Origin of the sequence: Streptomyces sp. NPDC006516, from assembly GCF_040611875.1 — a bacterium.
Classification (GTDB): domain Bacteria; phylum Actinomycetota; class Actinomycetes; order Streptomycetales; family Streptomycetaceae; genus Streptomyces.
The window spans coordinates 877,522-892,682 of sequence record NZ_JBEXPD010000002.1; the positions used below are offsets into that span (position 1 = coordinate 877,522).

A 15,161-nucleotide genomic window follows, 5' to 3' on the forward strand; every position below is an offset into this window, starting at 1 on the left:
CCTCCGGTTAGCCTCTCTGGAGTGTCCTCCCGCATCACCGACCCCGAGCAGCTCAAGGAGCTCCTCGGGATTCCCTTCACTCCGGAGCAGACGGCCTGCATCACCGCGCCGCCCGCCCCGCAGGTGATCGTGGCCGGAGCGGGCTCGGGCAAGACCACGGTGATGGCCGCCCGGGTGGTGTGGCTGGTGGGGACCGGCCAGGTCGCCCCGGAGCAGGTCCTCGGCCTGACGTTCACGAACAAGGCCGCCGGGGAGCTCGCCGAGCGGGTGCGCAAGGCCCTCGTCGCGGCCGGGGTCACCGACCCGGACGTCATCGACCCCGACGACCCGCCGGGCGAGCCGAGCATCTCCACCTATCACGCCTTCGCCGGCCGGCTGCTCACCGACCACGGACTGCGGATCGGCCTCGAACCCACCAGCCGCCTTCTCGCCGACGCCACGCGCTACCAGCTCGCAGCCCGGGTGCTGCGCGAGGCGCCCGGCCCCTACCCCGCGCTGACCAGGTCCTTCCCCACCCTCGTCAGCGACCTGCTGGCCCTGGACGCCGAACTCGCCGAACACCTCGCAGGGCCCGAGCAGCTCCTCGAGTACGACACCGGTCTCCTCGCCGCCCTGGAGACGGCCCGGCTGACCAACGCCGAGCTGCGCAAGATCCCCGAGACGGCACAGGCCCGCCGCGAACTCCTCGGACTGACCCGGCGCTACCGCGAGGCCAAGCGCAGCCGCGACCTCCTCGACTTCGGCGACCAGATCGCCCTCTCCGCCGAACTCGCCCTCACCCGGCCCGAGGTCGGCGCGATCCTCCGCGAGGAGTACCGGGTCGTCCTGCTCGACGAGTACCAGGACACCTCCGTGGCCCAGCGGCTGCTGCTGGCCGCGCTCTTCGGCGGGGGCGGGGACGGCGGCACGGCGGGCCACGCCGTCACCGCGGTCGGCGACCCCTGCCAGGCGATCTACGGCTGGCGCGGCGCCTCCGTGGCCAACCTCGACGACTTCCCGCACCACTTCCCGCACGCCGACGGCACCCCCGCCACCCGCTACTCCCTCAGCGAGAACCGCCGCAGCGGCGGCCGGCTGCTCCACCTCGCCAACGGTCTCGCCGAGCCCCTGCGCGCCATGCACGAAGGGGTCGAGGCACTGCGCCCCGCACCCGGGGCCGAGAGGGACGGCACGGTGCGCTGCGCCCTCCTGCGCACGCACTCCGAGGAGATCGAGTGGCTCGGTGACTCCCTCGCCCACCTGGTGCGGACCGGAACACCACCCGGGGAGATCGCCGTCCTGTGCAGGACCGCGGGCGACTTCCCCCGGATCCAGGCGGCGCTCGTCGAGCGGGACGTCCCCGTGGAGGTCGTCGGCCTCTCAGGGCTGCTGCACCTGCCCGAGGTGGCCGACCTGGTCGCCGTCTGCGAGGTGCTCCAGGACCCCGGCGCCAACGCCTCACTGGTCCGGCTCCTCACCGGCCCGCGCTGGCGCATCGGACCGCGCGACCTCGCCCTCCTGGGGCGCCGCGCTCGCCTTCTCGTCCACCGTTCCTCGCCCGGGGACGACGGTACGGACCCGGACCGCCGCCTGGCCGAGGCCGTCGAGGGCGTCGATCCCGCCGAGGTGATCTCGCTCGCCGACGCCCTCGACACGTTTCTGGAGGCCGGCGGGGCCGAGGACGACCGTCTGCCGTTCTCCGCCGAGGCACGCGTCCGCTTCGCCCGTCTCGCCACCGAACTGCGCGACCTGCGCCGCTCCCTGGCCGACCCCCTCATGGACGTACTGCACCGGGTCCTCGCGACCACCGGCCTGGAGGTGGAACTCTCCGCGTCGCCGCACGCCTTGGCCGCCCGCCGCCGCGAGACCCTGAACAACTTCCTGGACGTCGCGGCCGGCTTCGCCGCGATGGACGGGAACGCGACCCTCCTCGCCTTCCTGGGTTTCCTGCGGACCGCCGCGCAGTACGAGAAGGGCCTCGACAACGCCCTGCCCGGCGGCGAGAACACCGTGAAGGTCCTCACCGCCCACAAGTCCAAGGGCCTGGAGTGGGACGTCGTCGCGGTGCCGGGGCTCGTCACCGGCCAGTTCCCCAGCACGCGTGCCCGGGAGGCGTGGACCTCGCAGCCGCAGGTCCTGCCCCACGCGCTGCGCGGCGACGCGCCCACGCTTCCGGCCCTCGACACCTTCGACGCCAAGGGCCTGAAGGCGTTCAAGGAGGAGATGAAGGAGCACCAGCACACCGAGGAACTCCGCCTCGGGTACGTCACCTTCACCCGCCCCCGCAGCCTGCTCCTGGGCTCCGGCCACTGGTGGGGCCCTTCCCAGAAGAAGCCCCGGGGGCCGTCCGCCTTCCTGGACGCGCTGTACGAGCACTGCGCGGCAGGACACGGTGAGATCGAGGTCTGGGCGGACGAGCCCGATGAGGAAGAGGAGAACCCGGAGCTCCGCCGGAAGGACGCCGACCAGCCGTGGCCGCTCCCGCTGGACGACACCGCGATGGCCCGCCGCCGCGCCGCCCGGGACACGGTCCTGGCCCATCTGGAGGCGCTGTCGGCCACGCCCGTGGCTGACGCGTACGAAGGGCAGGGGCACGCACCCGGCACGCCTTCGCGCGAGGAGCCGCCGTACGAGGACGAGCCTCCGTACGAGGAGCCGCCGTACGGCGAGGAGCCCCCGTACGAGGAAGAGCCGCCGTACGGCGAGGAGCCCCCGTACGAGGAAGAGCCGCCGTACGAGGACGCCGGAGTTCCGCAGGAGTCCCTGGGCGGCCGTCGGCGGTTCCCGGGACCCGGCGCGGTTCCGCCCGCCGAGGCGCCGCCGTCCGCAGGGCCGGCACTCGCCGAGCCGCACGCGCCTCTCTCCGCCCGAGCACCGCACGTGCCCGGCGCGCGCGCCCCCCTGGACGCGGGTCTCACCCCGGAGGAGTCCCGCACCCTGGCCTCCTGGGACCGCGATCTCGACGCCCTCGCCGGTGAGCTGCGCCGTGCCCGTGCCACCGTGCGGGACGTCGTCGTACCGGCCACGCTCTCCGCCACCCAGCTGCTGCACCTCGCCGACGACCCGGAGGGCTTCGCACGGGAGCTCGCCCGGCCCATGCCCAGGCCCCCACAGCCCGCCGCGCGCCGGGGAACCCGCTTCCACGCCTGGGTGGAGTCCCGGTTCGAGGAACTGCCGCTGCCGATGCTCGGCCCGGACGAACTCCCCGGGGGCGACGAGAGCGACGCGGAGATCGCCGACGAACGCGACCTCGCCGAGCTCAAGGAAGCCTTCGAGCGCACCGCGTACGCCCGGCGCACTCCGTACCGCGTCGAGACCCCGTTCCAGATCGCTCTCGGGGGCCGGGTGATCCGGGGCCGGATCGACGCGGTGTACCGCACGGGTGACACCTACGAGATCGTCGACTGGAAGACCACCCGGCACCGCACGGCCGATCCGCTGCAGCTCGCCGTCTACCGCCTGGCATGGGCCGAGCTGCACGGCCTGCCGCTGGACGCGGTGACCGCGACCTTCCTGTACGTACGCACCGGGGAGACCGTCCGCCCCGCCGGGCTGCCGGGGCGGGATGAGCTGGAGAAGCTCCTGCTGGACGAGCCACCTCCGTGAGGCCGATAGGCTCATAAGCATGAGCGACACCCCGGACAGCGCCGTCCGCACGTACACGGAGCAGCACCGCACGACCTTCCTCGACGACCTCGCCGAGTGGCTGCGTATCCCGTCCGTGTCCGCTCAGCCCGAGCACGAGAAAGACGTACGGCGCAGTGCCGAATGGCTGTCCCGCAAGCTGTCCGAGACCGGGTTCCCCCTCACCGAGATCTGGGAGACACCGGGCGCCCCGGCGGTCTTCGCCGAGTGGCCGTCGGACGATCCCGACGCACCCGTCGTGCTCGTCTACGGCCACCACGACGTGCAGCCCGCGGCCCGTGAGGACGGCTGGAGCACCGACCCGTTCGAACCGGTGATCCGCGACGGCAGGATGTACGGGCGGGGTGCCGCCGACGACAAGGGCCAGGTGTTCTTCCACACACTCGGCGTCCGCGCCCACCTCGCCGCGACAGGCCGTACCACCCCCGCCGTGCACCTCAAGCTCCTCGTCGAGGGCGAGGAGGAGTCAGGTTCACCCCACTTCCGGGCGCTGGCCGAGGCGCACGCGGGCCGCCTCGCCGCGGACGTCGTGATCGTCTCCGACACCGGCATGTGGGACGAGAACACCCCCACCGTCTGCACCGGCATGCGCGGCCTCGCCGAATGCGAGATCGAGCTGCACGGGCCCTCCCAGGACATCCACTCCGGGTCCTTCGGCGGTGCCGTCCCGAACCCGGCGACCGCACTCGCCCGCCTGGTCGCCGCTCTCCACGACGAGGACGGCAGTGTCGCCGTCCCCGGCTTCTACGACGGGGTCACCGAGCTCACCGAGACGGAGCGGGCTCTCTTCGCGCAACTGCCCTTCGACGAGGCCACCTGGCTGCGCACGGCCGCCTCGCAGGCCACCGCGGGCGAGGCCGGTTACTCCACCCTCGAACGCGTCTGGGCCCGCCCCACCGCGGAGGTCAACGGCATCGGCGGCGGCTACCAGGGCGCCGGCAGCAAGACCGTCATCCCCTCGTCCGCGTCGGTGAAGCTGAGCTTCAGGCTGGTCGCGGGCCAGGACCCGGAGCGTGTCCAGGAAGCGGTCCGCGCCTGGGCCGAGGCCCGGATCCCGGCCGGCATCCGCCACCGGATCACCTTCGCCCCGGCCACCCGCCCCTGCCTGACACCGCTGGACCACCCCGCCCTGCAGGCGGTGGCCCGTGCCATGGGCCGCGCCTTCGGGAGCAGGATCCTCTTCACCCGGGAGGGAGGCTCGGGCCCGGCCGCCGACCTTCAGGACGTGCTCGGGGCGCCCGTCCTCTTCCTGGGCATCTCCGTACCGTCCGACGGCTGGCACGGACCCGACGAGAAGGTCGAACTGGACCTCCTCTTCAACGGCGTGGAGACCGCCGCCCATCTGTGGGGCGAGCTGGCCACCGCACTGCGCTGAATCTCTGAACGCCCGATCCACCCCCGGGGGAGTAGGAAGCACCTGTGACCACCTTCGACAACGCCACCGCAGACCGTCCGATCGGTCTCACCGCACCCAGCGGTATCGACCGCGCGGCGCACCACCGGCTCGACGAGGCCTGGCTCGCCGCTGCCTGGAGCCACCCGACGACCAGGGTCTTCGTCGTCTCCGGAGGCCAGGCCCTCATCGACGACACCCCCGACGGCGGCACCGAGCTCGTCATGACGCCCTCCTTCGAGGCGCCGCTCACCGAGACCCACCGCTACTTCCTGGGCACGGACGCGGACGGCGTCCGCTATTTCGCGCTGCAGAAGGACTCCCTGCCGGGCCGCATGGACCAGTCCGCGCGCGCCGCCGGGCTGCGCGAGGCGGGCATGCTCCTCGGCCCGCGTGACGCCGGACTGATGGTGCACGCCGTCGCCCTGGAGAACTGGCAGCGGCTGCACCGCTTCTGCTCGCGCTGCGGCGAGCGCACCGTGATCGCCGCCGCCGGCCACATCCGCCGCTGCCAGGCCTGCGGGGCGGAGCACTACCCCCGGACCGACCCCGCGGTGATCATGCTCGTCACCGACGACCAGGACCGTGCGCTGCTGGGCCGCCAGGTCCACTGGCCCGAGGGCCGCTTCTCGACGCTCGCCGGCTTCGTCGAGCCGGGGGAGTCGATCGAGCAGTCCGTGGCGCGTGAGGTGTTCGAGGAGGCTGGGGTGACCGTGGGCGAGGTCGAGTACGTCGCCAGCCAGCCCTGGCCGTTCCCCTCCAGCCTGATGCTGGGCTTCATGGCCCGGGCCACGTCCTCGGAGATCAACGTGGACGGCGAGGAGATCGAGGAGGCCCGCTGGTTCTCCCGTGAAGAGCTGACGAACGCCTTCGAGTCGGGCGAGGTGCTCCCCCCGTTCGGCGTCTCCATCGCCGCACGCCTGATCGAGCTCTGGTACGGCAAGCCGCTCCCCCGGCCGGGCAGCACCGGCTGAGAACCACCCCGGACACGGCGGCGAGTACCCCGGTACGGCGACGAGGGCATCGGCTCGCCGCGACCGCTCCGCACGCGGGTGCCGCCGCCTCCGTACGCCGGTGCCCACGTGCGGTTCTCAGCGCAGGTCGAGCAGCATCACGTCATGGAGGTCCGCGCTCCCGCCCCATGGCCGTGCCTCGCCGATCTTGCGGTATCCCCAGGCCCGATAGGCGGCCGACGCCGCCTCGCTGCCCGGGTGGACGTTCAGCAGCACCCGCTCGGCCGCGAGGCCGTCGAGCAGCGTCTCGTGCAGACGCCGCGCGACACCCTGTCCGCGCCACGCTCGGCGAACCGCGAGTTCCATGAGCCCGAAGGCGCGCTGCCCGTCCTCGCGTCGTACGTCGTCGGGCACGGGCACGGTCAGTTCGTCCCACCAGCCCGTGTCGGCGCCGAGGGTGTGGCCGTACGCCATGCCGACCGGCTCGCCGTCGCCGGTACGGGCGGAGGCCGCGCGGAAGGTGGGTCTGCGGACCTGGAGTGGAAAGCGGCGGAAAGCCGCGGCTACATCGTCCTCGGTCTCGTCGTAGGGATGCTCGGCGAACGCTTCGGCGTAGATCAGCCTGAACGCGTCCTCGGCCTGCGCTGCGGCCGGTCCGCGCATGAGTTCCGTCGCGACGGTCCGTGCCATGTCATCCGTGCCCCCTGCGAACGGTCGCGCGCAACGCTCGCCGCTCCCGCGGGGCGCCGGACCTCCCGGATCCTATCCACCGTGCGAGCGGGACCGGGGCAAGCGCGTACCGGTCGTGCCGGCGGGACCGGGCACTCGCGTACCCGGTGCCGGGCACATGTGCGCAGCCCTGGAGACGCAGAACCCCTGACCGGCTCCGGGCCGGTCAGGGGTCGTGTGCCGCGAGGACGCGGCGGGATGGCGCGTGGCGGGGATTCAGACGCCGAGCGCCTGCTTCACCTGGGCGAGGCTGGGGTTGGTCATCACGACCTCGGCGCCACCGCCGGAGGGGACCACCTGGACAGTGGGAACCGTCTGGTTTCCGCCGTTCGCCTTCTCGACGAACGCCGCCGAAGCCGGGTCCTGCTCGATGTTGACCTCGGTGTACGCGATGCCCTCGCGGTCCATCTGGCCCTTGAGCCGGCGGCAGTAGCCGCACCATGTGGTGCTGTACATCGTCACAGTGCCCGGCATGTCGTCGGTGCTCCCTTGTCTCGTACGTCTCACTGGGAAGTCGGGACAGCACGCGTACGTACCTTCCCGCACTGAGCCAACGCACGTGGGGCGAGCGCCATTCCCGCCCGCCACCGGTACGACAAACGCCGGGCCCTGTGGACAACCGCCGCACCGGCCCCGCGCGACCTGGCAGCATGGCGGGGTGACAGCAGCAACGCATTCCACCCTCTTCCCACAGGTCCCCGACTCCGCGGACGCCGTGCTCGACGGGCTCGACCCGGAGCAGCGCGAGGTCGCGCTGGCCCTCGGAGGACCCGTGTGCGTGCTGGCCGGAGCCGGGACGGGCAAGACGCGGGCGATCACGCACCGCATCGCCTACGGGGTGCGTGCCGGCATCCTCCAGCCGACGACCGTGCTCGCCGTCACCTTCACCAACCGTGCCGCTGGTGAGATGCGGGGGCGGCTCCGCCAGCTCGGCGCGACGGGTGTGCAGGCCCGCACCTTCCACTCCGCCGCGCTGCGTCAGCTCCAGTACTTCTGGCCGAAAGCAGTCGGTGGCGAGCTCCCGCGGCTGGTGGAGCGCAAGGTCCAGCTGGTCGCCGAGGCCGCGGCGCGCTGCGGGATCCGGCTGGACCGCAACGAACTGCGGGACGCCACGAGCGAGATCGAGTGGGCCAAGGTCACTCAGACCGTCCCGGCCGACTATCCGGCCGCCGTCGCGAAGACGCAGCGCGACGCCCCGCGCGACCCGGCCGAGCTCTCGCAGATCTACGCGATGTACGAGCAGATGAAGCGGGACAGGGGGGTGATCGACTTCGAGGACGTGCTGCTGCTCACCGTCGGCATCCTCCAGGACCGTCACGACATCGCCGAGCACGTGCGCCGTCAGTACCAGCACTTCGTCGTCGACGAGTACCAGGACGTCAGCCCGCTCCAGCAGCGGCTCCTCGATCTCTGGCTCGGGGACCGGGACGACCTCTGCGTCGTCGGTGACGCGGGCCAGACGATCTACTCCTTCACCGGCGCCACCCCCGACCACCTGCTGAACTTCCGCACGCGGCATCCGAACGCGACCGTGGTCAAGCTGGTGCGGGACTACCGCTCGACGCCGCAGGTCGTCCATCTGGCCAACGGTCTGCTGAGCCAGGCCAGGGGCAAGGCGGCCGAGCACCGGCTGGAGCTCGTCTCCCAGCGGGACAAGGGTCCCGAACCCGTCTACACGGAGTACCCGGACGAGCCCGCGGAGGCCGAGGGCACCGCGCGCCGCATCCGCGATCTGATCGCCGCCGGCGTCCCGGCCGGAGAGATCGCCGTGCTCTACCGGGTCAACTCCCAGTCCGAGGTCTACGAGCAGGCGCTCGCGGACGCCGGTGTGCCCTACCAGCTGCGCGGCGCCGAGCGCTTCTTCGACCGCCCCGAGGTGCGGGAGGCGGGGGTCGCCCTGCGCGGCGCCGCCCGCGCGGGCGGCAACGACTCACTGCTCGACGGTGCCGACGACCTGCCCTCCGAGGTGCGGGCGGTGCTCTCCACCAAGGGGTGGAGTTCCAAGCCGCCGGCGGGTTCGGGGGCGGTGCGGGACCGCTGGGAGTCGCTCGCCGCACTCGTCCGGCTGGCCGAGGACTTCGAACAGGCCCGGCCGGGCGCCACCCTCTCGGATCTCGTGGCGGAGCTCGACGAGCGGGCCGCCGCCCAGCACGCACCCACCGTCCAGGGCGTCACCCTGGCGTCGCTGCACTCGGCGAAGGGGCTGGAATGGGACGCGACGTTCCTCGTCGGTCTCACCGAGGGCATGATGCCGATCGCCTACGCCAAGACCGACGAGCAGGTCGAGGAGGAGCGCCGACTGCTGTACGTCGGGGTCACCCGCGCCCGCTTCCACCTCTCCCTGTCCTGGGCGGTGTCCCGGTCGCCCGGCGGGCGCGGGGGCCGTCGCCCGACCCGGTTCCTGAACGGCCTGCGGCCCGGCTCCGCGGCGCCGGGGGCACGGGCCGGCGCCGGAGGGGGCGGCGGCATCGACCGGGGTTCCCGCACAGGGACCGGACCGGGACCCACGGGCGCGGAGCCTCTGGCCCGGCCCGGGCGGCGAGGGCCGGTGCGGTGCCGCGTCTGCGGCAGGACACTCACCGACGCCGGTGAGATGAAGCTGATGCGCTGCGAGGACTGCCCGTCGGACATGGACGAGGCGCTCTACGAGCGGCTGCGCGAGTGGCGTGCCGACACGGCGAAGCGGATCAGCCAGCCCGCCTACTGCGTCTTCACGGACAAGACCTTGATGGCCATCGCGGAGGCGGCGCCGGACAGTGAGGGCGAGCTCGTCGTCATCGCCGGTGTCGGCAACCGGAAGCTGACCAGGTTCGGCACCGACGTGCTGGCCATCTGCGCAGGCCGGGCCCCGGGTACGGAGTCCTGGGAGGACGGCGACGGGGTGTGAGAAAAACTCGTCCAGAAAATAGTTTGCGCGCGCAGCAGTCGTCACCATAGGTTCTTAACCACGGGAACAGCGACTTCTCTGAAGCCCTGACTCCGTGCTGTACTTATCCGAATACCGCAGGATCGGCCCCGGCCGGTCCCCTGAGACGCCGAGAGGAGGCGATTGTCGTGATCAGCATCATCAACACCATCAAAATGACCGATCCGTCGGTCGTCTCCGCCTGCTCGCTCGGCCTCACCCGTTCTTCCGCGCTCTCGCTCCGTGGCATCAGTGCGTCCGGCGTCTCCGCCGCCCGCCCGCTGTCCCTGGCGATCCTGCCCGTGCGGGAGCGCAATGAGCGACCGACCGAGGCACCGGAAGCAGCAGTAGCGAAGGGACAGGCCGCGGCCTATGCCTTTGCGGCAGCCGGTGCCGGAGCCAAGAAGCAGACGACGCAGCACCACACGATGTGGGCCTTCCGTGGGCCTGAACCCTGGAGTGATCCAGCCTGATGTGAATCAGGCCGGCGCCTTCAGGGCCGCGGAACCCCACTCGGGATCCGCGGCCCTTTTGTTTTGTCCGAACGGATGAGACGAGACGAAGGAGCCTCGGGACAGCAGGACCTGGTACCAGCCGCCAACCGGCCAACAGGCCGGCACGACCAGACGAGGACAACGCCACCGTGCAACTCGAGACGCACGCCCCGTCCGTACCGCCTTCCGACACGATCTCCCCGCCCGGCCTCACGGAGGACTCCACCTTGATCCCCCTCACCGCGCTCACCGCGCTCGACGACGCCATCGAGAACCTCGGCGTACCCGTCCCCTGCCGCTCCTACGACCCGGAGGTCTTCTTCGCCGAGTCGCCGGCGGACGTCGAGTACGCCAAGTCCCTCTGCCGGACCTGTCCGCTCGTCGAGGCCTGCCTCGCCGGAGCCAAAGAGCGTCGCGAGCCGTGGGGCGTCTGGGGTGGCGAACTGTTCGTCCAGGGCGTCGTCGTCGCCCGCAAGCGTCCTCGTGGCCGTCCGCGCAAGAACCCGGTCGCCGCGTGACCGCCGGCCTGGGGGTCATGTCCCCCACACGAACGAAGCGCATCGGAACCATCGACCGTCCCCACACCCATGACCCCCGAAATCAGGCACCAATGACCACCCCCACGAGGGAGCCCGTCGGCTCCGCCACCCCTGACGTCACCATCATCGGCGCGAACGACTCGCGCCAGAACAGGACCCGCGAGATGCAACTCATCCCAGAAGCCCTGGCGCGTGCGCATATGCACGAGCGCCTGAGGGAAGCCGAGCAGGGACGCCAGGCCGTGCGCCTGGTCGCCGCTCGGCGGATGCAGCGCCGTGCGGAGCGCGCCTCGATGCGCGCCCGCCGGGCGCTCGCCATGGCTGTCATGCACTGACAGCCGCACCGTAGAACGACGCGACACGGCTGCCGGGCAACCGCTCCGCCCTCGATGCAGCCACCTCCCCTTCCGCGGGGCCGGCCCGAACAGGCCGGCCCCGCGGTGCGTTTCACCACGCCCCACCCGGACCACGGCGTTATCGTCGCGAGGTGGACGAGGAGACCCGTCAGCCCGCCGAGCCTGCCGCCGACCGTGTGCGATGCGCGCGCTGCGGCACCACCGCGGACGGCGACGGTCCGCCGCCGACCTGGCTCTGCTCCGTGGAGAACGGCACGCGCCAGTACTTCTGCGAGGCGTGCGCGCGCGCCCACATCAGGGCGATCGAGAGCCGGCTCGACTCCGACTGGTGGTGACACGCGGGCCCGGACCCGCCTGCGCTGGGCCGGCGCCGGGCGCGGCCGTGGTGACATGCGGGTCCGGGACCGCCCGCGCTCGCCCGGCACCGTACGCGGCGGGGCCTGGTCTCGCGCTCGGGCTGCCGCGCCTCGTTGTGCCTCCGCCGCCCGCGCCTGGCCACGCGAGCGCCGAGCCAGGCCCCGCGTCGAGCGCCGAGCCTGGCCCAGCGCTCGGGCTGCCGCGTCTGCTCACGCCTCCACGGCCGTGCTCTCCTCGCCCCACTCCTCGGTGCTGTCCTCGGAGTTGTCCTCCCCGTCGGGCGCGTACGCCAGGAACCCCGGCAGCCAGGACTCCAGTTCGTCCCGGAGCCGGACGGTCGCGCCCAGTTGGCACAAAACGCCGATCGTGCTGAGCGTGACGCGATGTATCAGCAGATAGGAAGGGGGGAGATTCAACTGCTTGCCCAACTGGTGCGCGGGGGAGCGCGGATCGGCTATCCGGGCGGCCTGGCTGCGCAACCAGGAGCGGGAGAAGGTGAACTCCTCGACCTGGGCCGGCTCGATGATCGGGAGGAGGTATTCGAGCACGGCGTCCGCTTCGAGCTCGATCGACTCCTTGACGAAGCCGTCCTCGCGGAGCATCGCGTAGACACCGTCCGCGTCACCCTCCAGCGCCATCCGCAGAGCATCACCGATGGTCTGCGGCAGCCCGCCGGGGAGCCGGTCCACCGTGCCGAAGTCCAGCACCCCCAGGCGCCACTGCTCAGCACCCCCGCCGAGCTCACCCGCTCCTGCACCGCCCTCGCCCGCACTGCCCATGTCCGCGCCGTCGGCGTCGGTCTCGGAGACGGCCGCTTCCGCCGGAGGAAGCAGCCGGAAGTTTCCCGGATGCGGGTCGGCGTGCAGCAGGCCGGTGCGGGCGGGGCCCGAGAACAGGAAGCGCGCCAGCAACTGTCCTGCCCGGTCGCGTTGTTCCGGTGTGCCCTCGGCGATGACCAACGACAGAGGTATGCCCTCCATCCACTCCGTCACCAGCACCTGTTCGCTCTGGTGCACCACTCCGGGGATCACCACATCCGGATCGTTCTCGAACTCCGCCGCGTGTTCCCGCTGGGCCCGCGCCTCCAGTTCGTAGTCCAGCTCCTCGGAGACCCTGTTCCGCATCTCGGTGATGAGCGGCTTGATGTCCATCCCCGGCACCAGCGGGCCGAACAGCCGCGCGAAGCGGCTGAGCTGGGTGAGATCCGAGAGAAGTGCTTCACCCGCGCCCGGATACTGCACCTTCACCGCGACATCCCGTCCGTCGTGCCACACGGCTCGATGGACCTGCCCGATCGAGGCCGCCGCCGAAGGGCGGTCCTCGAACTCCGTGAACAGCTCTCGCCAGTCCTCACCCAGCCGCTCGGCGAGTACAGCGTGGACGGTGTGCGTCGGCATCGGCGGTGCTGCCTCCTGCAGCTTGGTCAACGCCGCCCGGTAGGGGCCTGCCACGTCCTCGGGGAGCGCGGACTCGAAGACGGACAGCGCCTGCCCCAGCTTCATCGCGCCCCCCTTCAACTCACCCAGGACCTTGAAGAGCTGATCGGCCGTCCGCTGCTGGACCTCCCGGGCCACGATCTCCGCGGACTTCCCGCCGATCCGCTTGCCCAGGCCCCATGTCGCACGGCCGGCGAAGCCGAGCGGCAGCGCTGCCAGCTTCGCGGTACGGGTGACCGCCTTCCGGGGAAGATCAGACATGTGCCCCTCCAGTTCCCAGACTGCCGTGCCGCGTGAGTACCGGGTCCCCGCCGTCGGCGACGGTCACCCCGTCATTGTGTCCTGCGCAGCACCGGCCGCGGAGGTGAGCTCCCCCTCAGTGTGCCCGGCGGCACCGCAGGCGCAGTCGGGGTGGGGCTCCAGCCGATCCGACCGCCAGTCCAGCAGCGGCATGGCGGCCTCCCACCGTGCCCCGGTGCTGGCAGGCAGCTCACCGTCGAGAAAGGACAGCGCGTGAGCGGCCGCGAGACCGGCGACCGCGGTCGCCAGCGCCAGGTCGCAGGCCTGCACGCCGTGACGCCGCCCTGACTTCCACTGGGCCATCATCCGCGGCCACTGCGGGTCCGATCCCGCTCGGTGCAGTGCCAGGCAGCCCGCGCAGCCGGTGCCTCCGGGCAGCACCAACGGCCCGACCACTCCCGTGGCTTCGATCACCCCGGCATAGAGATGCGGTGTTCCCGACTTGATCCACGGCGCAGCCGTACCGGGATCCGGGGCGTAGACCGAGAGGCCGTCCCTGGGCGCCACGACGACGAGGGACAGCGCGGGCTCGCCACCCGCCCGCACCGCCTCCGGTCCTCCCGCCCGCGCGGGGCCGCCGACCGCGGACCGGCGGACCAGCTGCCGGGCGGCCGTGTCCCTGCGCTCACCGACCGATGAGGCCGGCAGCCCGCCCGGTGCGACGTCGCCCGGCTCGGTACGGCCCCCGTCGAGCACCTCGATGTGCCCCACCCCCGAACCGGCCAGCAGAGCGGCGACCGCCGCACCCACCCTGCCCGCGCCCCGCACCTGGACCCGCATCGCGCGCCGCGCCGCCAGGGTGCGCAGCGCGCCTCCGGGTGCAGGGTGGACGACGGACAGGGCTGCCGCGTCGGGGCGCTGGCGATCGAGGGTCTCGGCCCGTCGGCGTAAGGCGTCGGCCTCCGCCCCGCCCGCGTCCGGATCATCCAGCAGACCCGCCTCCGTGAGCCGCGACACGAGAATGTCCACATGACGGTCCGACAGATCGAGAGCTCTGGCCTCTTCGCGGAGCAGAGGCAGTCCTCGTGTTCCGTCGAGCAGTTCCAGAAAGCTTCCCGTGGCGATATCCACCGGGCCGAGCGTTACCGCGTGGGCGGGCGTCACACCGAATTGCACGGTGTTCCGTCCACGCCAGGCCCGGCGCAGGGCCGGCTTCAGCATCGGATGCATGACTTCTCCAGGGTTCGGTGTGGGGATCCGTTGCCAGAATGCAACGTGGCGGCGAAACGGGCCGAAAGTTATCCACAGGCTGGGGTATTAGTCGTTCAAATGGCGCGACCCGGGAAGTGGATCAACATCGAACAGTGGCGGAGGCGGGACTTCCCCCGTCGGCAACGGGTAACGTCGTGCCGTGCCCGCCGACCTCTCTCCCGGTCTCGCCGGGGAGACCCCCGCGCGCAGCGCCGAACGCCAGCCGCGCCGCGCCGCCACCCAACAGCCCCGCGCATCGCTGTCGAGCGCGGTCGAGGTCCGCAGGAGTTCCCGGCGCAGGAGAACGGTCTCCGCGTACCGGGAGGGTGACCGCACCATCGTGCTCATCCCCGCCCGGATGTCGGAAGCCGAGGAGCAGCGCTGGATCGGTGTGATGCTCGACAAGCTCGCCGCTCAGGAGAGCAAGCGCGTCATCGGCGACAGTGAGCTCGCCGAGCGTGCCGAGCGGCTCTCCGGCCAGTATCTGGACGGCCGGGCACGCCCCGCCTCGGTGCGCTGGGTGACCAATCAGAACACCCGCTGGGGCTCATGCACCCCGGCCGAGGGAAGCATTCGTCTCTCGCACCGGCTGCAGGGCATGCCGGAGTACGTCATCGACTACGTACTCCTCCACGAGCTGGCCCACCTGCTGGTTCCCGGGCACGGTCCACGCTTCTGGCGACTGCTGGAGTCGTACGCGCGTACCGAGCGTGCCCGCGGTTATCTCGAAGGAGTCGTGGCGGCCGAGCGGCTCCCGCATCTGCCCGCCGCACGCGAAGAGTGACCTCGCCGATTCTGTACCGGGTCTGTACCGGCTTGGCTCGATCTCGTGGTTTGCGGTTAGCCTGACGCAACGCATTCACCTTCGGGATGGGGGACGGTCG

Annotated in this window: 13 protein-coding genes; 9 read left to right on the forward strand and 4 right to left on the reverse strand. The window is 71.9% G+C overall.

What is annotated here, in order from left to right:
* Window positions 1-21: 21 nt before the first annotated feature.
* The 3 genes from ABZY45_RS10180 to nudC are packed head-to-tail and all read left to right on the forward strand — an operon-like array spanning window position 22 to window position 5,991.
* A complete protein-coding gene (locus tag ABZY45_RS10180; RefSeq protein WP_356738051.1) occupies window positions 22-3,585 on the forward strand; it encodes a UvrD-helicase domain-containing protein in 3,564 nt (1,187 codons plus the stop codon).
* Between the two features lie 19 nt (window positions 3,586-3,604).
* A complete protein-coding gene (locus ABZY45_RS10185) occupies window positions 3,605-4,999 on the forward strand; it encodes a dipeptidase (RefSeq protein ID WP_356738053.1) in 1,395 nt (464 codons plus the stop codon).
* Window positions 5,000-5,043: 44 nt separating this feature from the next.
* Window positions 5,044-5,991 carry an NAD(+) diphosphatase gene (nudC, locus tag ABZY45_RS10190; RefSeq protein ID WP_356738055.1) on the forward strand — a complete coding sequence of 316 codons (948 nt, stop codon included), beginning with the start codon at window positions 5,044-5,046 and terminating at the stop codon, window positions 5,989-5,991.
* 117 nt (window positions 5,992-6,108) lie between these two features.
* Here nudC and ABZY45_RS10195 read toward each other — a convergent pair whose 3' ends face one another.
* Both ABZY45_RS10195 and ABZY45_RS10200 read right to left on the reverse strand, forming a co-directional pair.
* On the reverse strand, window positions 6,109-6,660 hold the full coding sequence (locus tag ABZY45_RS10195; protein WP_356738057.1) for a GNAT family N-acetyltransferase: 552 nt from the start codon (window positions 6,658-6,660) through the stop codon (window positions 6,109-6,111).
* 255 nt (window positions 6,661-6,915) lie between these two features.
* Window positions 6,916-7,173 (reverse strand): mycoredoxin, encoded by a 258-nt coding sequence (locus ABZY45_RS10200; RefSeq protein ID WP_356738059.1) that lies wholly within the window; start codon window positions 7,171-7,173, stop codon window positions 6,916-6,918.
* Window positions 7,174-7,357: 184 nt separating this feature from the next.
* Between ABZY45_RS10200 and ABZY45_RS10205 the strand changes: the two genes are divergently transcribed.
* From ABZY45_RS10205 to ABZY45_RS10225, 5 genes are all read left to right on the forward strand, one after another.
* The gene (locus tag ABZY45_RS10205; RefSeq protein WP_356738061.1) at window positions 7,358-9,586 is read left to right on the forward strand and encodes an ATP-dependent DNA helicase UvrD2; all 2,229 of its coding nucleotides are present in this window, start codon (window positions 7,358-7,360) and stop codon (window positions 9,584-9,586) included.
* 167 nt (window positions 9,587-9,753) lie between these two features.
* Entirely contained in the window at window positions 9,754-10,077 is a 324-nt protein-coding gene (locus tag ABZY45_RS10210; RefSeq protein ID WP_356738063.1) for a hypothetical protein, read from the forward strand.
* A gap of 170 nt (window positions 10,078-10,247) precedes the next feature.
* Window positions 10,248-10,616, forward strand: coding sequence for a WhiB family transcriptional regulator (locus ABZY45_RS10215; protein WP_033298139.1), 369 nt, complete (start codon window positions 10,248-10,250; stop codon window positions 10,614-10,616).
* On the forward strand, window positions 10,613-10,972 hold the full coding sequence (locus ABZY45_RS10220) for a hypothetical protein (RefSeq protein WP_145803387.1): 360 nt from the start codon (window positions 10,613-10,615) through the stop codon (window positions 10,970-10,972). Before ABZY45_RS10215 ends, ABZY45_RS10220 begins: the two co-directional genes overlap by 4 nt.
* Before the next feature lie 152 nt (window positions 10,973-11,124).
* Window positions 11,125-11,328 (forward strand): hypothetical protein, encoded by a 204-nt coding sequence (locus ABZY45_RS10225; RefSeq protein ID WP_356738066.1) that lies wholly within the window; start codon window positions 11,125-11,127, stop codon window positions 11,326-11,328.
* A 231-nt stretch (window positions 11,329-11,559) separates the two neighbouring features.
* Here the strand turns inward: ABZY45_RS10225 and ABZY45_RS10230 are convergent, their stop codons facing one another.
* Window positions 11,560-13,047, reverse strand: coding sequence for an AarF/ABC1/UbiB kinase family protein (locus ABZY45_RS10230; RefSeq protein WP_356738068.1), 1,488 nt, complete (start codon window positions 13,045-13,047; stop codon window positions 11,560-11,562).
* 63 nt (window positions 13,048-13,110) lie between these two features.
* Window positions 13,111-14,256, reverse strand: a complete 1,146-nt coding sequence (locus tag ABZY45_RS10235) for a ThiF family adenylyltransferase (RefSeq protein ID WP_356738070.1) — start codon at window positions 14,254-14,256, stop codon at window positions 13,111-13,113.
* 181 nt (window positions 14,257-14,437) lie between these two features.
* Between ABZY45_RS10235 and ABZY45_RS10240 the strand changes: the two genes are divergently transcribed.
* Window positions 14,438-15,061 carry a M48 family metallopeptidase gene (locus ABZY45_RS10240; RefSeq protein ID WP_356738072.1) on the forward strand — a complete coding sequence of 208 codons (624 nt, stop codon included), beginning with the start codon at window positions 14,438-14,440 and terminating at the stop codon, window positions 15,059-15,061.
* The last annotated feature ends 100 nt before the right edge of the window (window positions 15,062-15,161 follow it).

Coding starts and splice junctions, on each gene's coding strand:
- ABZY45_RS10185 (WP_356738053.1), top strand. CDS start 3,605: ATGAGCGACACCCCGGACAGCGCCGTCCGCACGTACACGGAGCAGCAC.
- ABZY45_RS10195 (WP_356738057.1), bottom strand. CDS start 6,660: ATGGCACGGACCGTCGCGACGGAACTCATGCGCGGACCGGCCGCAGCG.
- ABZY45_RS10200 (WP_356738059.1), bottom strand. CDS start 7,173: ATGCCGGGCACTGTGACGATGTACAGCACCACATGGTGCGGCTACTGC.
- ABZY45_RS10230 (WP_356738068.1), bottom strand. CDS start 13,047: ATGTCTGATCTTCCCCGGAAGGCGGTCACCCGTACCGCGAAGCTGGCA.
- ABZY45_RS10235 (WP_356738070.1), bottom strand. CDS start 14,256: ATGCATCCGATGCTGAAGCCGGCCCTGCGCCGGGCCTGGCGTGGACGG.